The organism is Helicobacter sp. MIT 11-5569 (genome assembly GCF_000765695.2).
Lineage (GTDB): Bacteria > Campylobacterota > Campylobacteria > Campylobacterales > Helicobacteraceae > Helicobacter_D.
In genome coordinates this window covers 64,293-85,676 of sequence record NZ_JRPB02000002.1, presented here as the reverse complement: position 1 = coordinate 85,676, position 21,384 = coordinate 64,293, and the positions used below count along the sequence as shown (strand labels likewise).

General features: G+C 34.7%; 20 protein-coding genes. 10 read left to right on the top strand and 10 right to left on the bottom strand.

Annotation, left to right across the window (positions count from 1 at the left end; genetic code table 11):
* Positions 1–16 precede the first annotated feature (16 nt).
* Both pyrD and LS70_RS02600 read right to left on the bottom strand, forming a co-directional pair.
* Positions 17–1,075: a dihydroorotate dehydrogenase (quinone) gene (gene pyrD / locus LS70_RS02605; RefSeq protein ID WP_034290478.1), complete on the bottom strand. Its 1,059-nt coding sequence runs from the start codon at positions 1,073–1,075 to the stop codon at positions 17–19.
* Between the two features lie 104 nt (positions 1,076–1,179).
* Positions 1,180–3,246, bottom strand: coding sequence for a methyl-accepting chemotaxis protein (locus LS70_RS02600; RefSeq protein WP_236096425.1), 2,067 nt, complete (start codon positions 3,244–3,246; stop codon positions 1,180–1,182).
* A gap of 141 nt (positions 3,247–3,387) precedes the next feature.
* Here LS70_RS02600 and LS70_RS02595 point away from each other — a divergent pair, with 141 nt between their 5' ends.
* From LS70_RS02595 to LS70_RS02580, 3 genes are all read left to right on the top strand, one after another.
* Positions 3,388–4,422, top strand: a complete 1,035-nt coding sequence (locus LS70_RS02595) for an SLAC1 anion channel family protein (protein WP_138109312.1) — start codon at positions 3,388–3,390, stop codon at positions 4,420–4,422.
* 404 nt (positions 4,423–4,826) lie between these two features.
* Entirely contained in the window at positions 4,827–5,036 is a 210-nt protein-coding gene (locus tag LS70_RS02585; protein ID WP_034291410.1) for a CJH_07325 family protein, read from the top strand.
* Positions 5,017–5,781 (top strand): hypothetical protein, encoded by a 765-nt coding sequence (locus tag LS70_RS02580; RefSeq protein ID WP_034291412.1) that lies wholly within the window; start codon positions 5,017–5,019, stop codon positions 5,779–5,781. The genes LS70_RS02585 and LS70_RS02580 overlap by 20 nt, the downstream gene beginning before the upstream one ends.
* A gap of 834 nt (positions 5,782–6,615) precedes the next feature.
* Here LS70_RS02580 and LS70_RS02575 read toward each other — a convergent pair.
* Genes LS70_RS02575 through LS70_RS02550 form a run of 6 tightly spaced genes read right to left on the bottom strand, consistent with a single transcriptional unit; the run spans position 6,616 to position 11,760 of the window.
* The gene (locus LS70_RS02575; RefSeq protein WP_034290304.1) at positions 6,616–8,166 is read right to left on the bottom strand and encodes a class I SAM-dependent methyltransferase; all 1,551 of its coding nucleotides are present in this window, start codon (positions 8,164–8,166) and stop codon (positions 6,616–6,618) included.
* Positions 8,167–8,208: 42 nt separating this feature from the next.
* Positions 8,209–9,117 (bottom strand): ATP-binding cassette domain-containing protein, encoded by a 909-nt coding sequence (locus tag LS70_RS02570; protein ID WP_034290306.1) that lies wholly within the window; start codon positions 9,115–9,117, stop codon positions 8,209–8,211.
* Positions 9,114–9,788, bottom strand: a complete 675-nt coding sequence (modB, locus tag LS70_RS02565) for a molybdate ABC transporter permease subunit (RefSeq protein WP_034290308.1) — start codon at positions 9,786–9,788, stop codon at positions 9,114–9,116. Before modB ends, LS70_RS02570 begins: the two co-directional genes overlap by 4 nt.
* Positions 9,788–10,195: a hypothetical protein gene (locus tag LS70_RS02560; RefSeq protein WP_034290311.1), complete on the bottom strand. Its 408-nt coding sequence runs from the start codon at positions 10,193–10,195 to the stop codon at positions 9,788–9,790. Before LS70_RS02560 ends, modB begins: the two co-directional genes overlap by 1 nt.
* Complete coding sequence (gene modA / locus LS70_RS02555; protein ID WP_034290313.1) at positions 10,188–10,952, bottom strand: molybdate ABC transporter substrate-binding protein; 765 nt, start codon at positions 10,950–10,952, stop codon at positions 10,188–10,190. The genes LS70_RS02560 and modA overlap by 8 nt, the downstream gene beginning before the upstream one ends.
* A gap of 10 nt (positions 10,953–10,962) precedes the next feature.
* Positions 10,963–11,760 (bottom strand): TOBE domain-containing protein, encoded by a 798-nt coding sequence (locus LS70_RS02550; RefSeq protein WP_034290314.1) that lies wholly within the window; start codon positions 11,758–11,760, stop codon positions 10,963–10,965.
* A gap of 160 nt (positions 11,761–11,920) precedes the next feature.
* Between LS70_RS02550 and LS70_RS02545 the strand changes: the two genes are divergently transcribed.
* Genes LS70_RS02545 through leuB form a run of 3 tightly spaced genes read left to right on the top strand, consistent with a single transcriptional unit; the run spans position 11,921 to position 13,729 of the window.
* Positions 11,921–12,136, top strand: a complete 216-nt coding sequence (locus tag LS70_RS02545; RefSeq protein WP_034290316.1) for a hypothetical protein — start codon at positions 11,921–11,923, stop codon at positions 12,134–12,136.
* A 10-nt stretch (positions 12,137–12,146) separates the two neighbouring features.
* Positions 12,147–12,659: a 3-isopropylmalate dehydratase small subunit gene (locus LS70_RS02540; protein WP_034290318.1), complete on the top strand. Its 513-nt coding sequence runs from the start codon at positions 12,147–12,149 to the stop codon at positions 12,657–12,659.
* Complete coding sequence (gene leuB / locus LS70_RS02535) at positions 12,659–13,729, top strand: 3-isopropylmalate dehydrogenase (RefSeq protein ID WP_034290320.1); 1,071 nt, start codon at positions 12,659–12,661, stop codon at positions 13,727–13,729. Before LS70_RS02540 ends, leuB begins: the two co-directional genes overlap by 1 nt.
* A gap of 54 nt (positions 13,730–13,783) precedes the next feature.
* Here leuB and LS70_RS02530 read toward each other — a convergent pair whose 3' ends face one another.
* Positions 13,784–14,200, bottom strand: a complete 417-nt coding sequence (locus LS70_RS02530) for a universal stress protein (RefSeq protein ID WP_034290322.1) — start codon at positions 14,198–14,200, stop codon at positions 13,784–13,786.
* Between the two features lie 108 nt (positions 14,201–14,308).
* On the opposite strand from LS70_RS02530, the gene selA reads away from it, so the two are divergent.
* The 4 genes from selA to LS70_RS02510 are packed head-to-tail and all read left to right on the top strand — an operon-like array spanning position 14,309 to position 19,779.
* Positions 14,309–15,697, top strand: coding sequence for an L-seryl-tRNA(Sec) selenium transferase (gene selA / locus LS70_RS02525; protein ID WP_034290324.1), 1,389 nt, complete (start codon positions 14,309–14,311; stop codon positions 15,695–15,697).
* Positions 15,682–17,514 carry a selenocysteine-specific translation elongation factor gene (gene selB / locus LS70_RS02520; protein WP_034290326.1) on the top strand — a complete coding sequence of 611 codons (1,833 nt, stop codon included), beginning with the start codon at positions 15,682–15,684 and terminating at the stop codon, positions 17,512–17,514. Before selA ends, selB begins: the two co-directional genes overlap by 16 nt.
* Before the next feature lie 9 nt (positions 17,515–17,523).
* The gene (locus tag LS70_RS02515; protein ID WP_138109311.1) at positions 17,524–18,543 is read left to right on the top strand and encodes a nitrogen fixation protein NifS; all 1,020 of its coding nucleotides are present in this window, start codon (positions 17,524–17,526) and stop codon (positions 18,541–18,543) included.
* Positions 18,544–18,552: 9 nt separating this feature from the next.
* Positions 18,553–19,779: a molybdopterin molybdotransferase MoeA gene (locus LS70_RS02510; RefSeq protein ID WP_034290330.1), complete on the top strand. Its 1,227-nt coding sequence runs from the start codon at positions 18,553–18,555 to the stop codon at positions 19,777–19,779.
* Here the strand turns inward: LS70_RS02510 and LS70_RS02505 are convergent.
* Positions 19,774–21,282, bottom strand: coding sequence for a Na+/H+ antiporter NhaC family protein (locus tag LS70_RS02505; protein ID WP_034290332.1), 1,509 nt, complete (start codon positions 21,280–21,282; stop codon positions 19,774–19,776). The genes LS70_RS02510 and LS70_RS02505 overlap by 6 nt on opposite strands.
* Positions 21,283–21,384 lie beyond the last annotated feature (102 nt).

The following is a 21,384-nucleotide window of genomic DNA, read 5'->3' as shown; positions in this document are numbered from 1 at the left end:
ATTACGCGCAAGACTTTCATAAATCCACACCCACTGCTTCACTAATATGATTAAATCCATCACGTTCTAAATAATTTTTTAAGCCACTATTAATACGTCTTAGCAAACTAGGACCTTCAAAAATGATTCCACTAAACACTTGAATCAAATTTGCGCCCAAACGAATACGCGCATAAGCTTCTTGTGCATCTGCGATTCCACCTACACTAATTAGTGTGGTTTTTTGCTGTTTTGTTTTTAGCGTTGTGGCAATCTGTTTTAACATTTCACGTGATTTTGGTGCTAACACTTTTCCAGAGATTCCGCCTTTTTCTTTTGGGTTTGCGACAAGGGAATAATCTAAAGTCGTATTTGTCGCAATGATTCCTTTTGCGCCGCTATTAATTGCGCTTTCCACAAGGCTTAATGCGGAATCTATTTCTAAATCCGGTGCAATTTTTAAATAAATGGGCTTTTTATAGACTTCACACAATGCGCTAAATAGCTCTTTTACAAAAGTTTCATTTTGTAAATCGCGTAAATTTGGAGTGTTTGGAGAAGAAATATTCACACTCAAATAATCTGTATTTGCGCTAAAAACTTTCGCTAAAGTTATATAATCTTTTATCGCGTCTTCTTGAGCAGTTGCTTTATTTTTTCCAATATTTACCCCTAAAGGCAAAACAAAGGGATAACATTTATCTAAACGCGCGCTCACTGCATTTGCACCATCATTATTAAATCCCATCGCATTTTGGATTGATTCTTCTTGAATATGTCTCCAAAGACGCGGTTTTTCATTTCCACTTTGTGCCAAAGGCGTTACTGCTCCAAGCTCCAAATGCGAAAAACCCATTGCGCAAAGCGATTCTATCATCGTAGCATTTTTATCAAATCCCGCTGCAAGCCCTATGGGATTTAAAAAACGCATTCCGTCAATTTTTTGCTCCAAAAGAGAATCATAAAAACAAAATTTATTAGCAAGGCAAGGAAGAAAAGTTGGAATCTTTAGAGCAATTTTACAAGCATACTCTACAACGCTATGTGCTACTTCTGGCTCTAATTTAAAGATGAAAGGGCGTAATTTCTGATACATTCCCACCTCTAGTTAAAAAATTCCAAAATTGTAGCATTTTTTAATAAAGCTACCATAAAAAAATAAAATCTTTATGTTTCACTCTTTAGAGATTCCAACATCTTTTAATATTTTTTCTTATTAACATCTTCTAAAATCTCATCAGCAAGTTTTGCAACATCTTGCCCAATAATGCTCACTTCTTTTGCAATCAAGTTATTTTGCTCTGTAATTTCCTCTACTGCATTAATAGACTGCGTAATTGCGTGCATAGCACCTGCTTGATTGTTGATATTTTCACCTGTTTGATTAATAGATTGCACAAGCGTATTTGTGTATGCCTCAATCTCTCTAAGGCTCTTTCCTGTGCGCTCTGCGAGCTTTCTAACCTCATCTGCAACAACAGCAAATCCTCTTCCATGCTCCCCAGCTCTTGCTGCTTCAATTGCTGCATTAAGGGCAAGTAAGTTTGTTTGGTCTGCAATATCTTGGATAATATTAAGAATACTTTTAATTTCATCACTTTGCTTTGCAACTTCTTTAATCATTGCGTTACTATCTTGCATATCTTGTGCAATTTGCGCAATTGCTTGTGAGCCTTCTTGCAAAGAATGTGTTTGCGTATTAGATTTTTCGGCTAAATCATTAAGCAAATTCATCAGGGCATTGCTTTTTGCATTCAATGTGTTTGAACATTCTGCGCTAAAACGCAACATTTTAGAAACTTCTTCACCAAGTTTGTTTGTAATAATCTCAACATCTCCTCTTGGATTTGCTAAAGTTTTTGTAAAGTCTAATTCAGAAAATGCTTTATGCACATTTGCAATTTCTTTCAAATTTGAACCAATATTTTCCTGCAAAGCATCTAACATTGTATTTAACACATCTTTTAGCTCAACTAGCTTTGGATTATTTGGCTCTGCATTAATCCGCACGCTTAAATCCCCTTGTTCAATCTTGGCTACTGTTTCTAAAGATTCTTTAATGGCAATTTGGTCTTTTTCTAAGCCTAATTTAATATTTTGAGCATTTTGATTAATCATTTCTCCCATTGTTCCTAACTCATCGTGATAAACAATGACGATATTTTTGAAATTATTTCTCTTATTATTGAGATAATCAAAAAACTCTTGCAAACCTAATTTAATACTATTTAAGTGTTTGTAAATCGTATGTCCCACAAAATACATTACCGCACAAATTAGCACAAGCACAATCAAAGAAATCATAGCCGCAAAATTACGATTCTCTTTAGCAGTTTGCAACATTTCATTAAGTGGAATATTTGCAAAAACAGCCCAATGGATTCCATCTTTACCTAACGTTAAAGGCTCCATAATCGTAGTTATTGGGGCATTTGTATTAGGACTTATGCGGTCAAAAATTATTTCTTTTCCTTTTAGAGTTTCGCTTAAATACGCATTGGCATTTTTATCCACTTTCTCCATTGGGCGGTTAAAGACATGGAAGAATTTATGATGTAGCACAATACTATCTTGCGAGAGAAGCACAACAAAACCACTTTCTAAAATTTTCACTTTCTTAATAGACTCTCCAAGCTCTTGCATATCAAATGCGATTCCACTAATTCCTAGCTCTTGAGAATTATAAGTGATTTTACTTAGCAAATAAACAGGCGCATACACGGGTGTTTTATCTGCGCTTTCTTTTGGTTTTGGCTCAATTTTTGGAATAAAAATAGCCTGCGTATTTCCTGCTTTAAATAACGCATTTAGCTCTGCAACTGAAAGTGTTAAAGGAAGTGTATCCTTAGCATCTTTGCTTGCATAAGTTTCACCATTAAAAAAACGGACAAATGCTGACTTATGAAAAGCATTTTGTGCAACTATTTCATTTAAATAACCACGCAACAAACTTGCGCAATTCTCATCACATAAACGCGTTCTATTAAGCTCTCTTAAGGCTTTAAGACTTTCAATAGCAAGCACTGAAATATTTTGGGTATTTTCAAAACCTAAATCTATATTTTTTTCAATAATTCTTGCTTGATTTTTTAAGATTGCTTGTGCATATTTTGTCGTGGTTTCTTTTGCAAAATCAAAATTCTTATCCCCCACCAAAAGCACAACCATAGATAAGCCAACAAATGCTACTGCAAACCCTGCAATAATGATTTTAGCTTTTAAACTAATATTATTTATTTTTTGATATTTTTGCAAAAACCCAGCCACGACAAAAACCCTCCATTTCCAAAAATGATGAATTTTTTATATTATACTGCGTTTTGTTGATTCTTATTTGTAATTTTATCACAGATTACAACTGCGCTTTAGAATATACTTTTGCTCTTAATTCCAACTAAAGGAAATACTATGGAATCGCAAAATACACAATGCCAAGTGGATTCTACACAAAATTGGCTACTACACTTTCCTATTATGTTTTTTGCTAGCATTATGGGAATAGGGGGATTATCTCTTGTTGTAAGTAAGTCTATGAAAGTTTTTGATTTATCTGCACAATTACATTGGCTCTTTATCTCTCTTGTTATCTTTAGCACTTTTTTACTCTGTGTTATTACGCTACTCTATGGACTAAAAATCATCAAATACTTTAATGCTTTTAAAAAAGAATTAAAACACCCTATTCGCATTAACTTTTTTGCCGCAACTTCTGTCTCTATTTTAATTGTGCTTATGCTTTTATTGCCTTTTATTCCACAAAGCTTAGCTTTAAGTCTTTTTTATATCGGGGCTGGGCTGCAACTTATCTTTAGTCTCTATGTTGTGCGCTTTTGGTTTGTCAATGAAATGCAACAAAAAATGGCAAATCCTGCGTGGTTTATTCCCATTGTAGGAAATCTCATTGTTCCGCTTGCTGGAATGCAGTTTAACACACAAAACTACATAATTCCTTTTGAGATTCTTATTTTTTACTTTGGTATGGGAAGCTTTTTTTGGATTTTACTAAATGCCGCACTTCTTATTCGCCTAGTTTTTGGAGAAAATCTCCCACAAAAATTCCTACCAACACTCTTTATTTTTATCGCTCCACCTAGCGTGTTTGCGCTTGATATTCTTGTGCTTTTTAAAGATTTAAGCCATATTTCTAGCTTATTTGGAATCGCAAGTGCAAGTTTTAGCATTGCACTTTTCTTTATGCTTTTAATGATTAGTATGTTTGGTGTATTTAGAAAAGTTAAATTTGCGCTTTCTTGGTGGGCTTTTACATTCCCAACAGCAGCTTTTACACTCTGTGCTTTAGAACTTTATACAATTTCTCATTCTAGCTTTTATGTATTTTTGGGAATTTTTGGAATCGTATTAACAGTAATTATCGTTTGTGTTGTTTCTTATTATACTTTAATAGCGATTAAAAACCGCGAAATCTGTGTCTTAGAAGAATAAGCTTATTAGCTTATTCTAAAATTCCAAGTGCTTTATAAAATAGAATTATCGTTACTTTGGAGGAAGTGTCCCAAATCTTTAGCAACTGAAAAAGCAAAGGGGGTTTTACCAACGCCGCCCTTTTTGTTTATAACAGATACAATCATTACAAAATCCTTTTTGTTAATTAATATTATTCTTTATTTTGGATATTTCTAAATTTCTTTTTAGTTTATGCAAAAACAAGTTTCACCTTTTTAAGCAAAAAAATGATATATTTTTTAATATTTTATCTAAAATAAAATATTAAAAAAAAGAAGTTTTCGCAACAGAACAACCAAAACTAATTTGGATTCTTTTGTTAAACATTAGCCCAAAAGAATACCTTAATTTAATTCAAGATTCTTTTGGGGATGGAGCATATAATGAATAATCAAAAAAGCGCACAAAGAGACAGCTACGGGAAAGTAAATTATGTAGATAGCTATCATGATTATACTGGGAATGTCGGGCAATTAACTTATGGTAAGGATAATAAGAAGCTAAATGAAAGTTTGAAGAAAACTAGTGATTTGTTAGACAAAATATATCAAGAATACAGAATAGAGGAAAGAATTGCTAAAAGACAATTTTAATCGTTTTTTCTTTGCGTATGGAAGATATCTTCAATATGATTTAATTCACTCCCTTGAACAAGAAACGAAAATCGGAAGAAATGTTGATTTATTGCTAGAGTTTAGGGATATTTTTAAAGCTATTATTGTTGCACAAAATATAAAAGAAAACGAATTTAAAGAAATAATTTCTAGTCTCCATAAAGATATTGACAACTACATTAGAGATGCCAAAAATGAATGCTTAAATATAGAAATTGACAAATTTGAAGAAAGTAACTTTGATTATTCTTTGCTTGATGAAAATTTTAAAAATATTTTGACTGATTTTTGCATCTCCTGTGGCGATTTTCGGATAATAGACCGCATTGTCCATCAAGGCTCGCAAGACTTTAAAGAAGACAAAGAAGGTAGAAGCGTTCTAACACAATCATTGCTTGAATTCAATAATGCAATGTCTCATCTTTTTATGTGCGCCTATAATGGCAATGATGATTTGAAAAATATTGAAAAAGCAAAAAATCACCTTTATAGGGGAACGCTTGATAATTATAAAATGGTTTTTAGACTTGCCATCAATAATATCAAGCAAAAAGATAAAACACTATTTGACAAGTTTAAACAGATAAGATTACAAGAGGTTTTAAATATTGGAAAAGATATTCGCAAAAAGAATATAATCATAAACGAGCGAGAAGTAAATATCGTTGAGGCTTATAGGGAACTCTATAATCTTTCTTTTCCCAATCAAGATTTTCTAAAGTAGTTTTCAAACTATGGCTATTTCAACCCCTCTTTAACCCAACCCTTAACTAACTCTTCTAACTCTAATCCTAAATCTTGTGGAATTTGCTTGTTTTTATTAATGGGTAAAAAAGGGCGCGAGGGATATTAACCTTCTTATTTACCTGCTTTACCACCAAATTGATAAATGAGAGCGTATTTTAAATTGCGCCTACTTGGACGCTATTGTTTGAAGTTTGGCAATGGATAGAATGGCTTAAACTTCCACTTTTAATAAGAATCTTATTGCCTCTTTTGTTTTACAAAGTTACTTTGCTGTTTGATTTCCGATTACATTTAAAATGGTTTCGAGCTTTAGAGATTCTTTGTAAATTGATTAAGCTTTGATTCTAGCCCTTCTAAAGTCATAAATTGCATTGCTTATCCTTTAATGTTTTTGGTATAATAAACTATACTTAGTCCAAAACTAGCCGTCTGCACGGGAGCGTGTTAGGAGAATTAGCCATCTCTGAAAGGGTTATAGTTAGAAATCGGCTTCTAGCTATTAAGTTTGAGGTTGGCAATCTCATATTTTTCATTCCCTTTTACTAAACTTACTAAAATAAACAACAGAATTTTCTCTAAATCTTTAAAATCCCTTTTAAGATTCCTTGTATCATAATCTCAGTCTTTATGCGCAATAAACTCAGGAGGCTTTTTGGATTCTTTTTTGCACTTCTTTAAAGTTTCCTGCATCTTTTAAAAACTCTTCAAGAATCGCATTAACAATAATTATCGTCTGTATCGTTTCTTATTATACTTTAATAGCGATTAAAAACCGCGAAATCTGTGTCTTAGAAGAATAAGCTATAAAAGCTTATTCTAAAATTCCAAGTGCCTTATAAAGTGGAACTCTCTCTAAAAATTCTTTCACAACTTCTTTAATTGCTTCTTTATTTTCAGAATCTTTTTCTAAAACTTTTCCATCTTTTATCATATATCGTTTGTTTTCTTTAAAGAGTTTTACGACAAAATTTACAAGCTCAGATTCCTTCTTGCTTCCCTTAATATAAGCACTCATAGCAATTTGTTCTGCACTCGAAACCATAAATGCTGTCGCGCTAACAGGAGATGCAAGATAACTCGCTTGCTCATAACGCACAAGTCTCTCTAAGACATTAGCATTATAAAGCTTTGCTCTCTCTTTTCCTTCTGCAGTCAGAGGCTGCGCAGGGCTAATCATATTTTGGTGCAACGCAAGCATCAAAATCTCTAAGAGTTGTCCAAACTCTAACTTGCACTCTTGCGCAATTTCTCGCATAGTTTTTGGTCTAAAGGAATCTTTTTCTAAAACTTTTAAGACTGGCTCAAACACTTCTTGTTTAATGTTAATTTCACCAATTGCACATTGCACTTTATCTTTGAAGTTTTTTGGGAGATTAGTTAGCACAAAATGTGTATTCATAAATCTATCTATACCTTGTTTGTGCGTGATGACTTTAGCTCCTTTAATATAAATATCTTTCCTAAACTGACGATTTAAATAATAATCTCTTAATTGTTCTTTAAAGATTTTATTCTGAAATTTGCCAAAAAATTTATTTGCATCTGCCATAGCATTAAACTTATCAAACTGCTGAAGACATTCTGCACTAGATGCAAAAGAACATTTGGCTTCTTCCATCATTTTTGCAACTTGATAAAAATAAAAACAATCCCAATTTTGGTTAAGATATTCATGGGAAATATAAGCAGAATCCTTATCTTTTAAATCTTCTACAAATTGTCTATTTTGAGGAACATTCGTAGCATAAGCGGGATTTACTTTTAAAAACTCTTCCATAAAACCTAAACTATTTTTGACAAAAGTTTGCGTATCAATCTCTGCAGAACCTATAACTTTATACAAACTTAGAATTTCTCTTGAAGGAGCTTTTGGAGACCATCCGGGCATACAATTATAGCTATTATAAACTACTCCACCGACTTTCAAAAACTTTTTAATAATTTTTAGAATAATATCACGATTCTTTTGGCTAATCCAAGAAAAAAGCCCATGAAAGACAATATAATCAAATTGTGGCTTATCGTTTTCAAAACGCTCTAATAGCTCTTCAAAACTATCATCATATAAAGTAATATTATCACTTACCGCATAATCCCTTGCCATTGCAACTTGCGTAGGGTTAAAGTCTGTTCCCATATACTTTCCTCCTGTTGTTGCAGCGTGGATATTAATACTTCCTCCACGACCAAATGCAAGCTCTAAATAGCTAAAATCCTTTGGAGGACAAATGTCTTCCCCCCCACAAGGAATATCATATCCCGCTAGTGCTAGATTTAGATTTAAAAGCAATGGACTTAATTCTTTAAAATAGCCACTTGTATATTCTATATCTGTAAAGTAACCTTCGCTCCAAACAGCCATAAATTCTCCTTAATAAAAATAAAAGCGCGTATTATAACACAATTAGGATTGTATTTGCACATTATTAATTTTTGTTAGCACGGGATTCCACGCTTTTGCAGCAAGCATTACAAAATCTCCATTCTTTAAATCCTGCACTTCTTCTTTTTGCGCAGTAACTTGTGTGATTTCATTTCCAATCAACACGCTCACAAGATACACAAGCCCACTTTTTTTAATCTCTAGCACCACTCCACTATGACGAAACTTCCCACTTGGCATATCCTCTAAAAAGACAAAGCTTGGATTCCCTTGCTTTTGTATGCTACCTTTTTCAATACAAAGCACAAAATTTGAAAGAAAAAACACTTCCCCAAAATTATGGCTAACAAGAAAAGTGCTTAAACCAAAATGATGATGGATTTTTAGTAATTCTTCTTGCAGCTTATGCGCCATTACAGAATCCAAAGCAGAAAATGGCTCATCAAGCAACAAAACTTCTGGGCTTCTCACTAATGCACGCGCTAATGCTACGCGCTGTTGCTGCCCCCCGCTTAGCATGCTTGGTTTTTGCTTTGCCAATGCTTGTAATTCTGTAATCTCTAATAACTCTACAATCTTTTTCTTATCCGCTCCTTTAGGCAAGGCAAAAAATAGATTCTCTTCTACGCTCATATTTGGAAAAAGCGCGTAATCTTGAAACACAAAACCAATAGAGCGCTTTTGTGGTGGAAGATTAATTGAGGGTTTTTTTGCCCCTTTTATACGCTCAAACCATATTGTATCACCAACTTGAACGCGCCCAAAATCTGGTTCAATAAGCCCTGCTAAAATACGCAATATTGTTGTTTTGCCTGCTCCACTTTTTCCAAAAAGTGTGATTAAATCTTTCTCTTTAAGTGCGCAATCCACTTTTAGCGTCATTTCTCCTTGCGCGCTTAAAAGGCGTTTTTCAAAGTCCAAAACAATCACTTTGCGCCTCTTTTGTTTAAATAAAATGTCAAAAGTAAGATTGAAAAAGTAATCACAAAAAGTGTCAAAGCATATTGATGCGCTAAGGTGTAATTTAAAGCTTCCACTTCATCATAAATTGCAATACTTGCAACACGTGTTACACCTTCAATATTTCCCCCAATCATCATCACTACACCAAATTCTCCAATGGTGTGTGCAAAGGTTACTACGATTCCAACAAGTAAAGAGCGAGAAATATTCGGCAAAAGAACAGAATAAAGAATCACAAAGCGATTCTTACCAAGTGTTAAGGCTGCTTCAAAAAGTGATTTTGGCAAGGTAGAAAAACCTGCTTGAATAGGATTTACCATAAAAGGAAGAGAGAAAATCACGGAACCTACAATCAATCCTTCAAAGCTAAAAACAAGTTTGAGATTAAAAGTTTCTAGTAAAAACTTCCCCAAAAGACTTTGCGGACTAAAAGTAATTAAAAGATAGAATCCAAGCACACTAGGGGGCAAAACCAAAGGCATAGAAACAATTGCTTCTAAAATAGGAGTAATTTTACTTTTATTAAAAGCAAGAAAATATGCAAGTGGAATCGCAATGAGAAGTAATATAAAAGTTGTAATCAATGCGACTTTAAAAGTCAAAAGCATTGTGATAAAAAAACTTTCAAAATTTTGCATTACAAATACAACATTACAGAGTTTTCAGGGATATGCCATTGTATGCAATCCCCTATTTTTAAAGTATTTTGCGTGATAAAATCTAATGGGCATAGAGCTGTGATTGTGTAATTTGAAATCTCTTTAGTAGCTTTTAACACAAGCCTTGCAAAAAGCGTATCTGTTTGAATTTGTGCAATCTCGCTTTTAAAGACATTATGCAAACCTTTTAGCTCTAATCCTACAACAACATTATTTTCTTTAAAGCCAATTTCTAAGGTTTTTCCCAAAAATGGCTCTAAAAATGCAGAATCCTCTAACAATAGCGCGCTAAGCATTTGCGATTCCAAACTATCACACAACAAATGTAAGCGCAAAATACTATCTTGCGCGCTAAAGTTAGTCAGAATCGCTTGAAATCTATTCAACACTATAACCAAATTTTACAAATTTTTCTTTTGCACTTTTACTTAAAATATAATCTTTAAATACTTGAGCAAGCTTAGAATCTTTTCCATAATTTGTAATCACAAGAGCTTGTTCAATGGGTTTATAAAGTTTTTCATCAATAGCTACAAAGCTCATCTCTTGCGTATTGATTCCACCCTCACCAAGCATAGAAAGCGCAGTAAAGCCAACTTCTGCATTTTTGGATTCTACATAAGTTGTCGCAGCTCCGATACTTTCACCTGTTGCAAATTTATCTTGCACTTTTTCTAGCATTTTTGTTGCTTCTAGTGCTTCTATTGAAGCTCTGCCATAAGGTGCGACTTTTGGATTAGGGATTGCAATATGCGTAATTTTAGGGTTTAAAATATCTGCAAATTCTTTGAGTTTGAAACTTGCAGTATTACTCCAAAGCACCAATTTGCCTTTCGCATAAATTTCTTCTTTATTAGGCGCAAACTTTTCTGCATAAAGTTTTGCAGGATAACTCACATCTGCAGCGACAAATAAATGCGTTGGAGAACCATTTTTAATCTGCGCATAGGCTTTGCCACTTGAAATATAGGAAATTTCAATCTTATCATTTGGCTTATCTTTTAAAAAATCATTTTTAATTTCTTCAAGCACATATTTTAATGAAGCTGCCGCTAAAACTTTAATCTCTTCTGCTTGTGCATTAATGCTAAAAAGCACGCCACAGATTCCAACAATTACTATTTTTTTGATTCTACTTAACATTTTCTCTCCTTTAGATTCCCAAAATTACATTGTTTGCTTTAAAACCAAACCAAACTTTTTGCCCAACTTTTAAATCTAAATTTTCTTTAGAATCCTCTGTTACTACTGCGCTTAAGCTTTCTCCCTTGCAATTAATGCTAACTTCGACATTTACCGCGCCTTCTTTTAGCGCACTCACTTCTCCGCAAATGCAATTTCGCAAAGATAATCCCTTTGGCTTTTGCGTGAAAACCACAATCCAATTTGCCTTAATAAGCGCATAAGCTTGCATTCCCACTTTTAAGCCCAATTCCTTTAAAGAATGCAAAGTAATAATGCTAACAATTTGGATTCCATCTTTAAGTTTTAACGTTACTTCAGCATTTACCGCGCTTTCTTTAATGGCTGTAATTTCTCCTAAAAGCTGATTTCTTGCGCTTGTTTTCAGCATTGCACTTCTCCTTATTTTAGAATTTTTTGTTTGTGTTAGCATAGAATCCCAAGCCTCTAAATCTCCTTCAAAAAGCGTAAAAAGCTCTTCTGAAATGCGCTCCATTTCCCGAAAGATTCTAATTGCTTCTATACCTTTTTGGGTAATTTGTGTCCCGCCACCGCCTTTGCCACCTGTTACACGCACAACTAAAGGCTCACTTGCAACTTTATTCATTAAGTCAATGCTATCCCACGCGGCTTTGTAGCTCATTTTCATTTCTTTTGCTGCTTTTGCAATAGAGCCACTTTGCGCGATTCTCTCTAGCAACTCTACTTTGCCATGCCCCAAAAAATTTTTATCTTGCTCTTTAATCCAAATGCGCCCTTGAACTTGCAAATCCTACCTCCAAAGCACTTAAGATTTTTTCTAAAAATTACCCAAATTATATTTTAATATATAACGATTTGTCAATAATAAATCTCTACAAATCTTAAGACATTTTTAAAAATTTTTGAAAATTTTTTGCTATAATATTCCCTTAATGCAAGGAGAAAAAATGACAATTATTAATCAAGAAACGCGTGATGTTTTAGTTGAAAATGTCAAAGTTACACCAGAAAACTTAATGCTAGGCATAGAGCATGCTCTAATTTCAAATGATATAGAAGCACAAAGGGTATTTTTTCTAAAAGTTCCAGAATCTTGCAAAAAAACACTTTTTAGTAAAGATTGGTATTGGAATGGCTCAAAACTCGAAGTTTATACAGATTAAAGGGGAATTTATGCAAAAAGATAATGCACAAAAAACACAAGGAAAAGCTTGGAAATTTGGGGACAATATTGATACAGATTTAATCATTGCTGCGCGCTATTTAAACACAAGCGATTCTGCAATTTTAGCTTCGCATTTAATGGAAGACGCGAGAAGTGGATTTGTGGATTCCATTGCAAAAGGCGATATTATCGTAGCAGGAGAAAACTTTGGTTGTGGCTCAAGCAGAGAACATGCTCCAGTAGCAATTAAAGGAGCTGGGATTAGCGCAGTTATCGCAAAGAGTTATGCACGCATTTTTTATCGCAATGCTTTTAATACAGGATTGCCAATTTTAGAGATTGAACAAGCAGATTCTATTAATGAAGGTGATATTTTAGAGATTGACCTAAAAGGTGGTGTCGTGCAAAACCGCACACAAAATTGTAGCTACACATTTAATGCGATTCCACCTTTTATGCTAGAGCTTTTAGAAAGTGGCGGATTAATCCCTTATGCAAAAAATAAGCTAGGAGAAAAATAATGCAAACCTATAAGATTGCTGTGATTAAAGGCGATGGAATCGGGACTGAAATCATTAATGAAGCACTAAAAGTTTTAAAAGTTGTTGCACAAAAATTTAATTTTACTTTAGAGTTTGAAGATTATTTAATGGGTGGAATCGCCTATGATTTGACAGGCTCTCCTTTGCCACAAGAAACAATTGATGGTTGTCTAAACGCAGATGCAACGCTTTTTGGTGCAATTGGTGGTGAAAAATGGGATAATCTTCCTAGAGAATTGCGCCCAGAAAGTGGATTATTGCAATTAAGAAAAAGTTTAGAAGTTTTTGCAAACTTCCGCCCTGCAACTGTTTATGACGCACTAATAGACGCTAGCACGCTAAAGCCAGAAATTATAAAAGGCGTGGATATTCTTGTTGTGCGTGAGTTAATCGGCGGAATCTATTTTGGCACACCAAAAGGACGCGACAAAGATAGGGGCTTTAACACAATGGTTTATAGTGTTGATGAAGTCAAACGCATAGCACACACCGCATTTAAAGCAGCAATGCAACGCAATAAAAAAGTCTGTTCTGTGGATAAAGCAAATGTGCTTGATGTCAGTCAGCTATGGCGCGAAGTCGTTAATGAAGTGGCAAAAGAATATAAAGATGTGGAATTAAGTCATATGTATGTTGATAATGCAGCAATGCAGCTTATTAGGAATCCTAAGCAATTTGATGTGATTTTAACAGGGAATCTCTTTGGAGATATTTTAAGCGATGAAGCAAGTATGCTTAGTGGTTCTATTGGACTATTACCTTCTGCGTCTATTGGAGCAAAAGCGGTAATTTATGAGCCAATTCACGGAAGTGCGCCAGATATTGCAGGATTAGGAATCGCAAATCCTATCGCGACAATAGCAAGTGCTGCAATGATGCTTCGCTATTCTTTAGGACAAACACAAGCGGCACTTGCTATTGATAATGCTATTGAAACAGCACTCAAAGAAGGATTCCGCACAAAAGACCTTGCAAACTATGGAGCAAAAGAAGTCTGTTCATGCGAGAGAATGGGAAGCGTCATTGCAGAAAAAGTTGCAAATTTATAAAGCAATTCACTAGCAAAAATGGAATCCAAAAATAGATTCCATTTTGTTATTGCATTATTTAACAATTAAAATTGGAATCGGGGATTTTTCAGAAAAATCATTTTGGTTAGTTGAAAAAATCTTATTCCAAAAGCTCTCTTCACTCTGTCCAATCACTAATAAATCAAAATCTTTTGCATAGTTTAGCACTTCAGTAACTGCTTCACCTTCTAAAAGCTTTTGGCTCACATTGACGCCTTTGTTTGTAAAAATTGCACTAAAATCCTCTAAGAGTTTATCACTCTCTGCATTTTCCTTTTTTTCAATCTCCTCATATGCTGCAAGTGCTGCCTCTCCATAAAGCATAATAGGAGTTTTGACGTGAATTATACTAATTGCACAATCTTCTCTATCTCCAAAAAAATCTACTACAAACTGCGCTGCCTTTTGACAAGATTGTGTTCCATCTACGGCAAATAGAATCTTTTTCATCGCAAATTCCTTGTTATTTTAAAATAACAAAGATTATAGCAAATTTCACAGAAAATAAAGTAAGAATGCAGTAAGCTTAGAAAAACTAAATCCACCAAAAGAGTATTAATGCAAACGCTTTTAAGACAGATTCCAAAAACAGATAAACTCCTATGCGCACTCAATACAGTGCTAAATGCACCCAATCAAACATTGCTTAAAAAACTAACTGCAGAGTTTTTAGAAAGCTACCGCCAAAGCTTACTTCAAGGAGGAGAAATTCTAAGTTTGGAATCTTGTGTCAATTGTATTGCCAAAAATTACCAAAATGCGACACAAAAATCCTTAAAATCTCTTATTAATGCCACAGGAATTATCGTGCATACAAACTTAGGACGCAGTGTATTCTCACAAGAAATCTTGCAAGAAATTGCGCCGCTTTTAACCCGCTATAACAATTTAGAATATGATTTGCAAAAAGGCGCAAGAAGCGAACGTTATATCCATTTACAAGGGCTTTTTAAAGCACTTTTAAATGCAGAAGATGTGCTAGTTGTCAATAACAATGCAGCTGCTGTGTTTTTAATTTTTAACACATTTGCAAAAGATAAAGAAGTGATTATCTCAAGGGGTGAGCTAATAGAAATTGGTGGCAGCTTTAGGATTCCACGTGTTATGGAAGATTCTGGTGCAATTTTGCGTGAAATTGGCACGACAAACAAAACACATTTAAAGGATTATGAAAACGCCATTTGCGAAAATTCTGCAATGCTTTTTAAAGCACATAAATCAAACTACGCAATTAATGGCTTCACAGAAGAAGTAGAATTTGAAGAACTCACAAATCTCGCAAAAGCAAAAAATCTTATTGATTATTATGATTTAGGAAGCGGATATTTTAGCTTGTTAGAATCGCAACTTGGAGACTTTGAACCTTCTTTAGAAAAAATCGCCGCGCTTAATCCTAGCCTTGTCAGTTTTAGTGGGGATAAACTCTTAGGAGGTGCGCAAGCTGGAATTATCTTTGGCAAAAAAGCACTTATCGACAAGCTTAAACAAAACCAACTTTTAAGAATGTTGCGGGTCGATAAATTCACCATTGCCGCGCTTGAAGCAACACTAAATGCGTATTTACAAGGAAAAATCCACAAGATTCCAACAGCTTTTATGCTCTTAAAAGATACAAAAATATTGCAACAAGAAGCAGAATTTCTCGCAAAAGAGATTCCATCTTGTTTTAGCCCTAAAGTCATTCCGACCAAAAGTTATAGCGGTGGTGGGGCAATGCCAAACCATTATTTAGAATCTTTTGGCGTAGCATTTTATGCAAAAGATTTAAATACTCTAAACTTAAATGAAAGCAAACTAGAAAAATATTTGCGCAAGAATGGAATCATTGCGCGCTTAGAAAATTCTGCACTCATTTTAGATATGCGCACGCTTTTAGAAGGGGAATCTAAACGCATTGTAGAATCTTTTAACGCACTCCTTAAAGGAACACAATGCACACAAATTTAATCATTGGCACAATGGGGCATATTGACCATGGAAAAACGAGTTTGATTACTGCACTCAATGGCTTTTGGGGAGATAGCACAACACTAGAACAAGAGCGTGGAATCACGCTTGATTTAAGCTTTTCAAATCTCACACAAGGTGATAAAAATATCGCTTTTATTGATGTCCCAGGACATGAAAAACTTGTGAAAAATATGATAGCAGGGGCATTTGGTGTAGATTATGCAATGCTTGTTATTGCCGCAAATGAAGGCGTAATGCCCCAAAGTATAGAGCATTTAAGAATCGCATATTTATTAGGAATCACGCAATACATTGTTGTGCTTAGCAAAAGTGATTTAGTGAGTGATTCTTTGCTTAAAGAACGCAGCAAAGAAATAGCTACACTTTTTGCAAATTTTGAAAACCTACAATACAAAATTCTTACCGCTTCAATCCACAATAAAGACAGCATTAGTGCGCTCAAAAATACGCTTTTTTCTCTCCCAAAAAAAGAACGTGGTGATTTGGGCTTTTTTCGCTATTACATTGATAGAGTTTTCACACTTAAAGGTTCTGGTTGTGTTGTGAGCGGGACATTAATGGACGGAAACTTAAGCATACAAGATAAAGTATGGTGCGCACAACTTGAACAGCCCTTAAGCATTAAGAATCTCCAAAGCCATGGAGAAAATACAGAGATTGCCTATAATGGGGGGCGCGTAGCGATTAATCTTAGCGGAATCTCACACAATGCCCTTCAACGTGGGGATTTACTTACAAAAAAAGGGTATTTGCGTGGATTTGATAGAGTTGAAGTTGAAATTCAAAGCTTTTGTGAAATTGAACACAACAGCGAAATTATGCTCTATATCGGGGCTTTACGTTGCTCTTGTCGTGTTTTGTTTTTAGATACAAAGAAAAAATTTGCCACACTAAAAACTAAGATTCCACTTTTTAGCATTTTTGATGAACGCTTTATTTTGCGCGATGATAACCAAACATTAGGTGGCGGGAGAATCCTAAGCCCAATTGTCGATCCGATGAAAAAATCTCAAAAATTGCAATATTTAGAGCATTTGAGCAATAAAGATTTAAAAGGAGCGTTTGAGATTCTTTTACAAGCGCACAAAAAAGGTTTTGGTTTAATTAGTGCAATGCAACGCTTTAGGATTCCACAAGATAAAGCCTTAGAAATTGCCGCTGAAATTCCACAATGCTTTGTCTGCAAAAAAGAATTGATTGCCTATTCAAAAGCTTCAAGAAAACTTGTTAAAAGTGTCATAACAAATCTTTTAGCCAAAAACAAAAACGCGCTTTTAAGTGCTGCGCTTTTAAGCCAAAAGCAAAGCTTTATCGCCGAAGAATTTGCCCAAGATGTGCTTGATGAATTACTAGAACAAAATATGCTGCGTAAAGTAGAATCCTTTTTTGTATCCTTAGAAAATACCACAATTTTAGAAGGCACACAAAGTGTAAAAAACTATCTTTACAACACCCTTTACACCACTTTATACGAACAAGGCTATGAGCCAATGGCACCCTATAATTTATATGAGAGTTTAGATATTGATAGAAAAAGCGGAGATATGATTTTTAAACGCTTAACCAGCGAGAAGAAAGTCTTGCGCTTAAGCCATAAACTCTTTATTTGCGCAGAACATTTAACAAAACTCTTAGAACTTATGCGCACAATTATTAAAACAGAAGGTTATTTGGATTTTAATAATTTCAAAAAACACCTAAATTTAAGCCGCAAATACCTCATCACTTATTTAGATTATTTAGATAGCTTTGCAGATATTTGTAATGATAATGGAAAGCGCACATTTAAATAAGGAATCTCAATGCTAGATAAACTGCAAAATCCAGAGTTAAATCAAGATTTAAATGCAAAATTGCTCACAACTAGAACTTGCAACTATCAAGCAATTACCCCAAATGCCTTGCAAAATCTCCGCAAAGACAATGCCGAGCTTTGCGCTCTTTTAAATGCACAAATTGCGCGCCCTTTTAGTTTTAATTTAGAATCCTTTTATTTTTTGTTACAATTTTTAGCACGCCATTACAAAGTCGCGCTTGCGCTAAGCGGACATTCTTTACTTTATCAAGCGTATTTACAACTAGAAGGCAAATCAAGCATTATTCCACTTTTGCCAGATTCCACCACAGGTTTTATCACACAAAAACTTCTAAACAATGCTTTAGATTCTGGAGCGGACTGCTTCATACTCCCACATATCAATGAAGATATTTTGACGCAAAATTCCATAGAATCCTTACCTGCAAATGTGCTAAAAATCATTGATATTAGCTACACGATTCCTTTAAATCTCCCTTTGCCTAAAGCAGATATGCTACTTTTAAATGGGGAAAATCTAGGCTTAATGCGCCCTTTTGGAATCCTAACTTCTAACCAAACAAGTTTTTATGGAATCCCAAGCATTTATTTAGAAATCCAAAACCTCTATGCAGTCTTTGCAGAAGCAATTATGCAAAAACGCCAAAAAATAGAAAAACTCGATTTGTCCCAAAGTTTCTTTCATAGCTTACAAGCAATCTTAGGGGAAGAATGTTATTATTTTTACCAAACTCCCCCAAACACTCTATCTTTAGGCTTAAAAGGCATTAAAGCAAGAAATCTTATCCAAAGCCTAATTTTTGATGGAATCCATATCATCAATGGGCAAGAATGCCTTTTTGGATTTAATCAACCCTCTTTTGTTTTGCGTTTAATGGGATATTCTGAAGCACAAGCAAGGGAGCTTATTAGCCTTAGCTTTTTAGAAATTGCTCCAAGTTTGATTCCACAAATTGCACAAAAAATTGCACAAAAATATCTCCAACTTCGCCAACTTCAAGCATAAAGGATAACAATGCACACACTAAAAGACGCCATAGAACTCTTAGAACAAAGCACTAAAACCTATAATAATACTTCAGAAATTCTCCCCTTAGAGTGCGCACAAAATAGAATCCTAGCACAAGATATTTATGCGACTAAATCTCTTCCAAGCTTTGATAATAGCGCGATGGACGGCTATGCGCTAAATGCTAAAGATTCCAATAAAACCCTAAAAATCCAAACAACTATTTTTGCGGGAGATTTACAAGAAATCATTTTAGAAGAAAACGCTTGCGTAAAAATTATGACAGGAGCGAAGATTCCAAAAGGCGCAAATTGCGTTGTGCCTTTTGAAGAGATTGAAGGCGGGTTTAACAATTCTACACATATCACTACTCCAAAGCATTTACAAGCCTTCGCAAACCTTAGAAAATGCGGAGAAGAAATTACACAAAATACTTTACTCATCAAACGCGGCACACTCTTAAATGCGGAATATCTAACGCTTATTGCCACACAAGGTATTAGCCATATTCGTGTTTTTAAGCTCCTAAACCTTGTAGTTTTTACAAGTGGAAATGAGCTAAAAGAACCTTGGGAGATAGCAAATACTTCACAAATTTATAACTCTAATGCCACAATGGTGCAAGGAATCTTAAAATCTCTGCATTTTTCTAGCACTTATGGTGGAATCTTGCAAGATACATTAGAAGCAATAAAGCTTGCGTTTGACACTCCAAGTGATGTGATTTTTACAACAGGGGGTGCTAGCAAAGGTGAAGCAGACTTTATCCGTCAAGTTTTAGAGCAAAATGGAGCAAAAATCCTTATTAATGGCGTGCAGATAAAACCAGGAAAACCCATTATGGTCGCATATTTTCAGCAAAAATTTATCATTGCACTGCCCGGAAATCCCCTAGCAGGTGGTGTAATGTTACGCACACTTATCCTTCCTTTTTTAATGCAATTAAGCGGCGCAAATGCACATTATCCCCAATACATTTGCCTAAAAGCAGCAGCAAACTTAAAACGCAAAGCACGCACTGAAGCATTACTAGGCTCTATTTGTAAAGAAAATATCCACTTTACCAAAAATGGCAAGTATGGTTCTGGGGAAGTTACCCCAATGGCACAAAGCAACGCTCTTGTGCTTTTAGACGAAAGCTATGGAGAAATCAAAGAAGGTGATATGCTAAAAGTTTTACCTTTCTTTGCAAATTTTGGAGAAGAAAAGCAAGATTGTATCAATCGCCTATAAACGCAACACATTCTTTGCAAAGATTGTTTTATACAACCAAAATACCAAAATCATTGCTGGGATTCCAAAAATATATCCCGCTAATAGCGCATCAAAATACCCAGCAATCCCAAAGGATAGCAACGCGATTGAAGCGACTGTTGTTACATAAGGAAATTGTGTAGCAAAATGGCTATGCACAGAGCAACCAGCCCCTGTAGCAGATAGAATAGTCGTATCAGAAATAGGCGATGCGTGGTCGCCATAAACTGCACCTGATAAAACAGCGCATACTGCAAGATTCAAATTCACATCATTGCTTAATGCGATTCCAGCTCCAATTGGAAGCATAATTGCAAATGTCCCCCAGCTTGTGCCTGTGCAAAATGCAATAAAACTAGAAGCAACAAATAAAATCATAGGAATCGCGATGTGCGGAGAAAGCGCGCCACTGCTTAAAAGCTCTTTACTTAAATTTGCTAAATACACGCCTGTTTGCAAATCTTCTTTAATTACAGGTCCAATCGCCCAAGCAAAAACTAAAATCAAGTTTGCAGGCAACATTAACAAAAAGCCATCTTTTACAATAAGTAGATATTCTTGTATGGAAATTTTTTTAAAAGATAAGATTAACGCTACAAAAAGTGCGCAAATTCCACCCCAAAAAAGAGAGAATCCTGTTTGTGCTTCAGATAGCATTGCGATAATATCAAAATTGCCTACAACTCTATATCCACTATAAAAAATAAAAAAACCAACAAATACAAATAATGCGCCAAGCGGCAATAACAAAAGCCACATATTTCCACCACTATGCTCTTTGATTTCTTCAAACTCCAACACATCAACATTTTGATACTTTACCATTTGGGGTAAATTTACTTGCCAAAGAATCGTTAAAAACACTCCAAGCAATGCTAACCACGCATAAAAATTCCCAGCAATGCTATTTGTCAATACATCAAAGCTTTTATCTACTCCAAAAACTCCCCCCATAATTCCTAAAATATATGCTCCCCAACTTGAAATGGGCATTAAAATACAAATAGGAGCAGAAGTAGAATCAATAATATACGCCAAACGCTCACGACTAGAATGGTTTGCATCATTAAGCGGGCGCGCAATCTGCCCTACACTTAAAGCATTAAAATAATCATCAATAAAAATAACGATTCCAGCAAAAAATGCTAAAAACTCCGAACTTTTTGGGCTATTTACTTTTTGTCTAGCCCATGTTACAAAAGCAGAGATTCCGCCAGAGCATTTCATCATTTCTGTCAAAATACCAAGCAGAATCAAAAATCCAAAAACATAAATTGCCGAGCTTTGCACCTCTCCATTGCTATAAAATACAGAAGAAATTGTAGAAAATACATAACTTGCAATGCTAAAAACAGAATCTTTTAGCATTATCCCAGCAATCACAATTCCAACAAAAAGTGATAGCACAACACGTTTTGTAACAAAGACTAAAATAATCACCACAATAGGCACAACAAGGCTTAATGCCGAATCTGCATACATTTTTGCTCCTTTTAAAGTTGGCATTCTAACCTATGCTTGCAACATTTTTCAAGTTTGCAATAAAATTTGTCCTTGCTTAGGAGTTCTAAGCATTATATAATA

What these genes read in the sequence shown, in the direction of transcription:
- selA (WP_034290324.1), top strand. Translation starts at nt 14,309, where the DNA reads ATGCAAACGCTTTTAAGACAGATTCCAAAAACAGATAAACTCCTATGC.
- selB (WP_034290326.1), top strand. Translation starts at nt 15,682, where the DNA reads ATGCACACAAATTTAATCATTGGCACAATGGGGCATATTGACCATGGA.
- LS70_RS02515 (WP_138109311.1), top strand. Translation starts at nt 17,524, where the DNA reads ATGCTAGATAAACTGCAAAATCCAGAGTTAAATCAAGATTTAAATGCA.
- LS70_RS02595 (WP_138109312.1), top strand. Translation starts at nt 3,388, where the DNA reads ATGGAATCGCAAAATACACAATGCCAAGTGGATTCTACACAAAATTGG.
- LS70_RS02540 (WP_034290318.1), top strand. Translation starts at nt 12,147, where the DNA reads ATGCAAAAAGATAATGCACAAAAAACACAAGGAAAAGCTTGGAAATTT.
- LS70_RS02505 (WP_034290332.1), bottom strand. Translation starts at nt 21,282, where the DNA reads ATGTATGCAGATTCGGCATTAAGCCTTGTTGTGCCTATTGTGGTGATT.
- LS70_RS02575 (WP_034290304.1), bottom strand. Translation starts at nt 8,166, where the DNA reads ATGGCTGTTTGGAGCGAAGGTTACTTTACAGATATAGAATATACAAGT.
- LS70_RS02585 (WP_034291410.1), top strand. Translation starts at nt 4,827, where the DNA reads ATGAATAATCAAAAAAGCGCACAAAGAGACAGCTACGGGAAAGTAAAT.
- LS70_RS02530 (WP_034290322.1), bottom strand. Translation starts at nt 14,200, where the DNA reads ATGAAAAAGATTCTATTTGCCGTAGATGGAACACAATCTTGTCAAAAG.
- modA (WP_034290313.1), bottom strand. Translation starts at nt 10,952, where the DNA reads ATGTTAAGTAGAATCAAAAAAATAGTAATTGTTGGAATCTGTGGCGTG.
- leuB (WP_034290320.1), top strand. Translation starts at nt 12,659, where the DNA reads ATGCAAACCTATAAGATTGCTGTGATTAAAGGCGATGGAATCGGGACT.
- pyrD (WP_034290478.1), bottom strand. Translation starts at nt 1,075, where the DNA reads ATGTATCAGAAATTACGCCCTTTCATCTTTAAATTAGAGCCAGAAGTA.
- LS70_RS02545 (WP_034290316.1), top strand. Translation starts at nt 11,921, where the DNA reads ATGACAATTATTAATCAAGAAACGCGTGATGTTTTAGTTGAAAATGTC.
- modB (WP_034290308.1), bottom strand. Translation starts at nt 9,788, where the DNA reads ATGCAAAATTTTGAAAGTTTTTTTATCACAATGCTTTTGACTTTTAAA.
- LS70_RS02510 (WP_034290330.1), top strand. Translation starts at nt 18,553, where the DNA reads ATGCACACACTAAAAGACGCCATAGAACTCTTAGAACAAAGCACTAAA.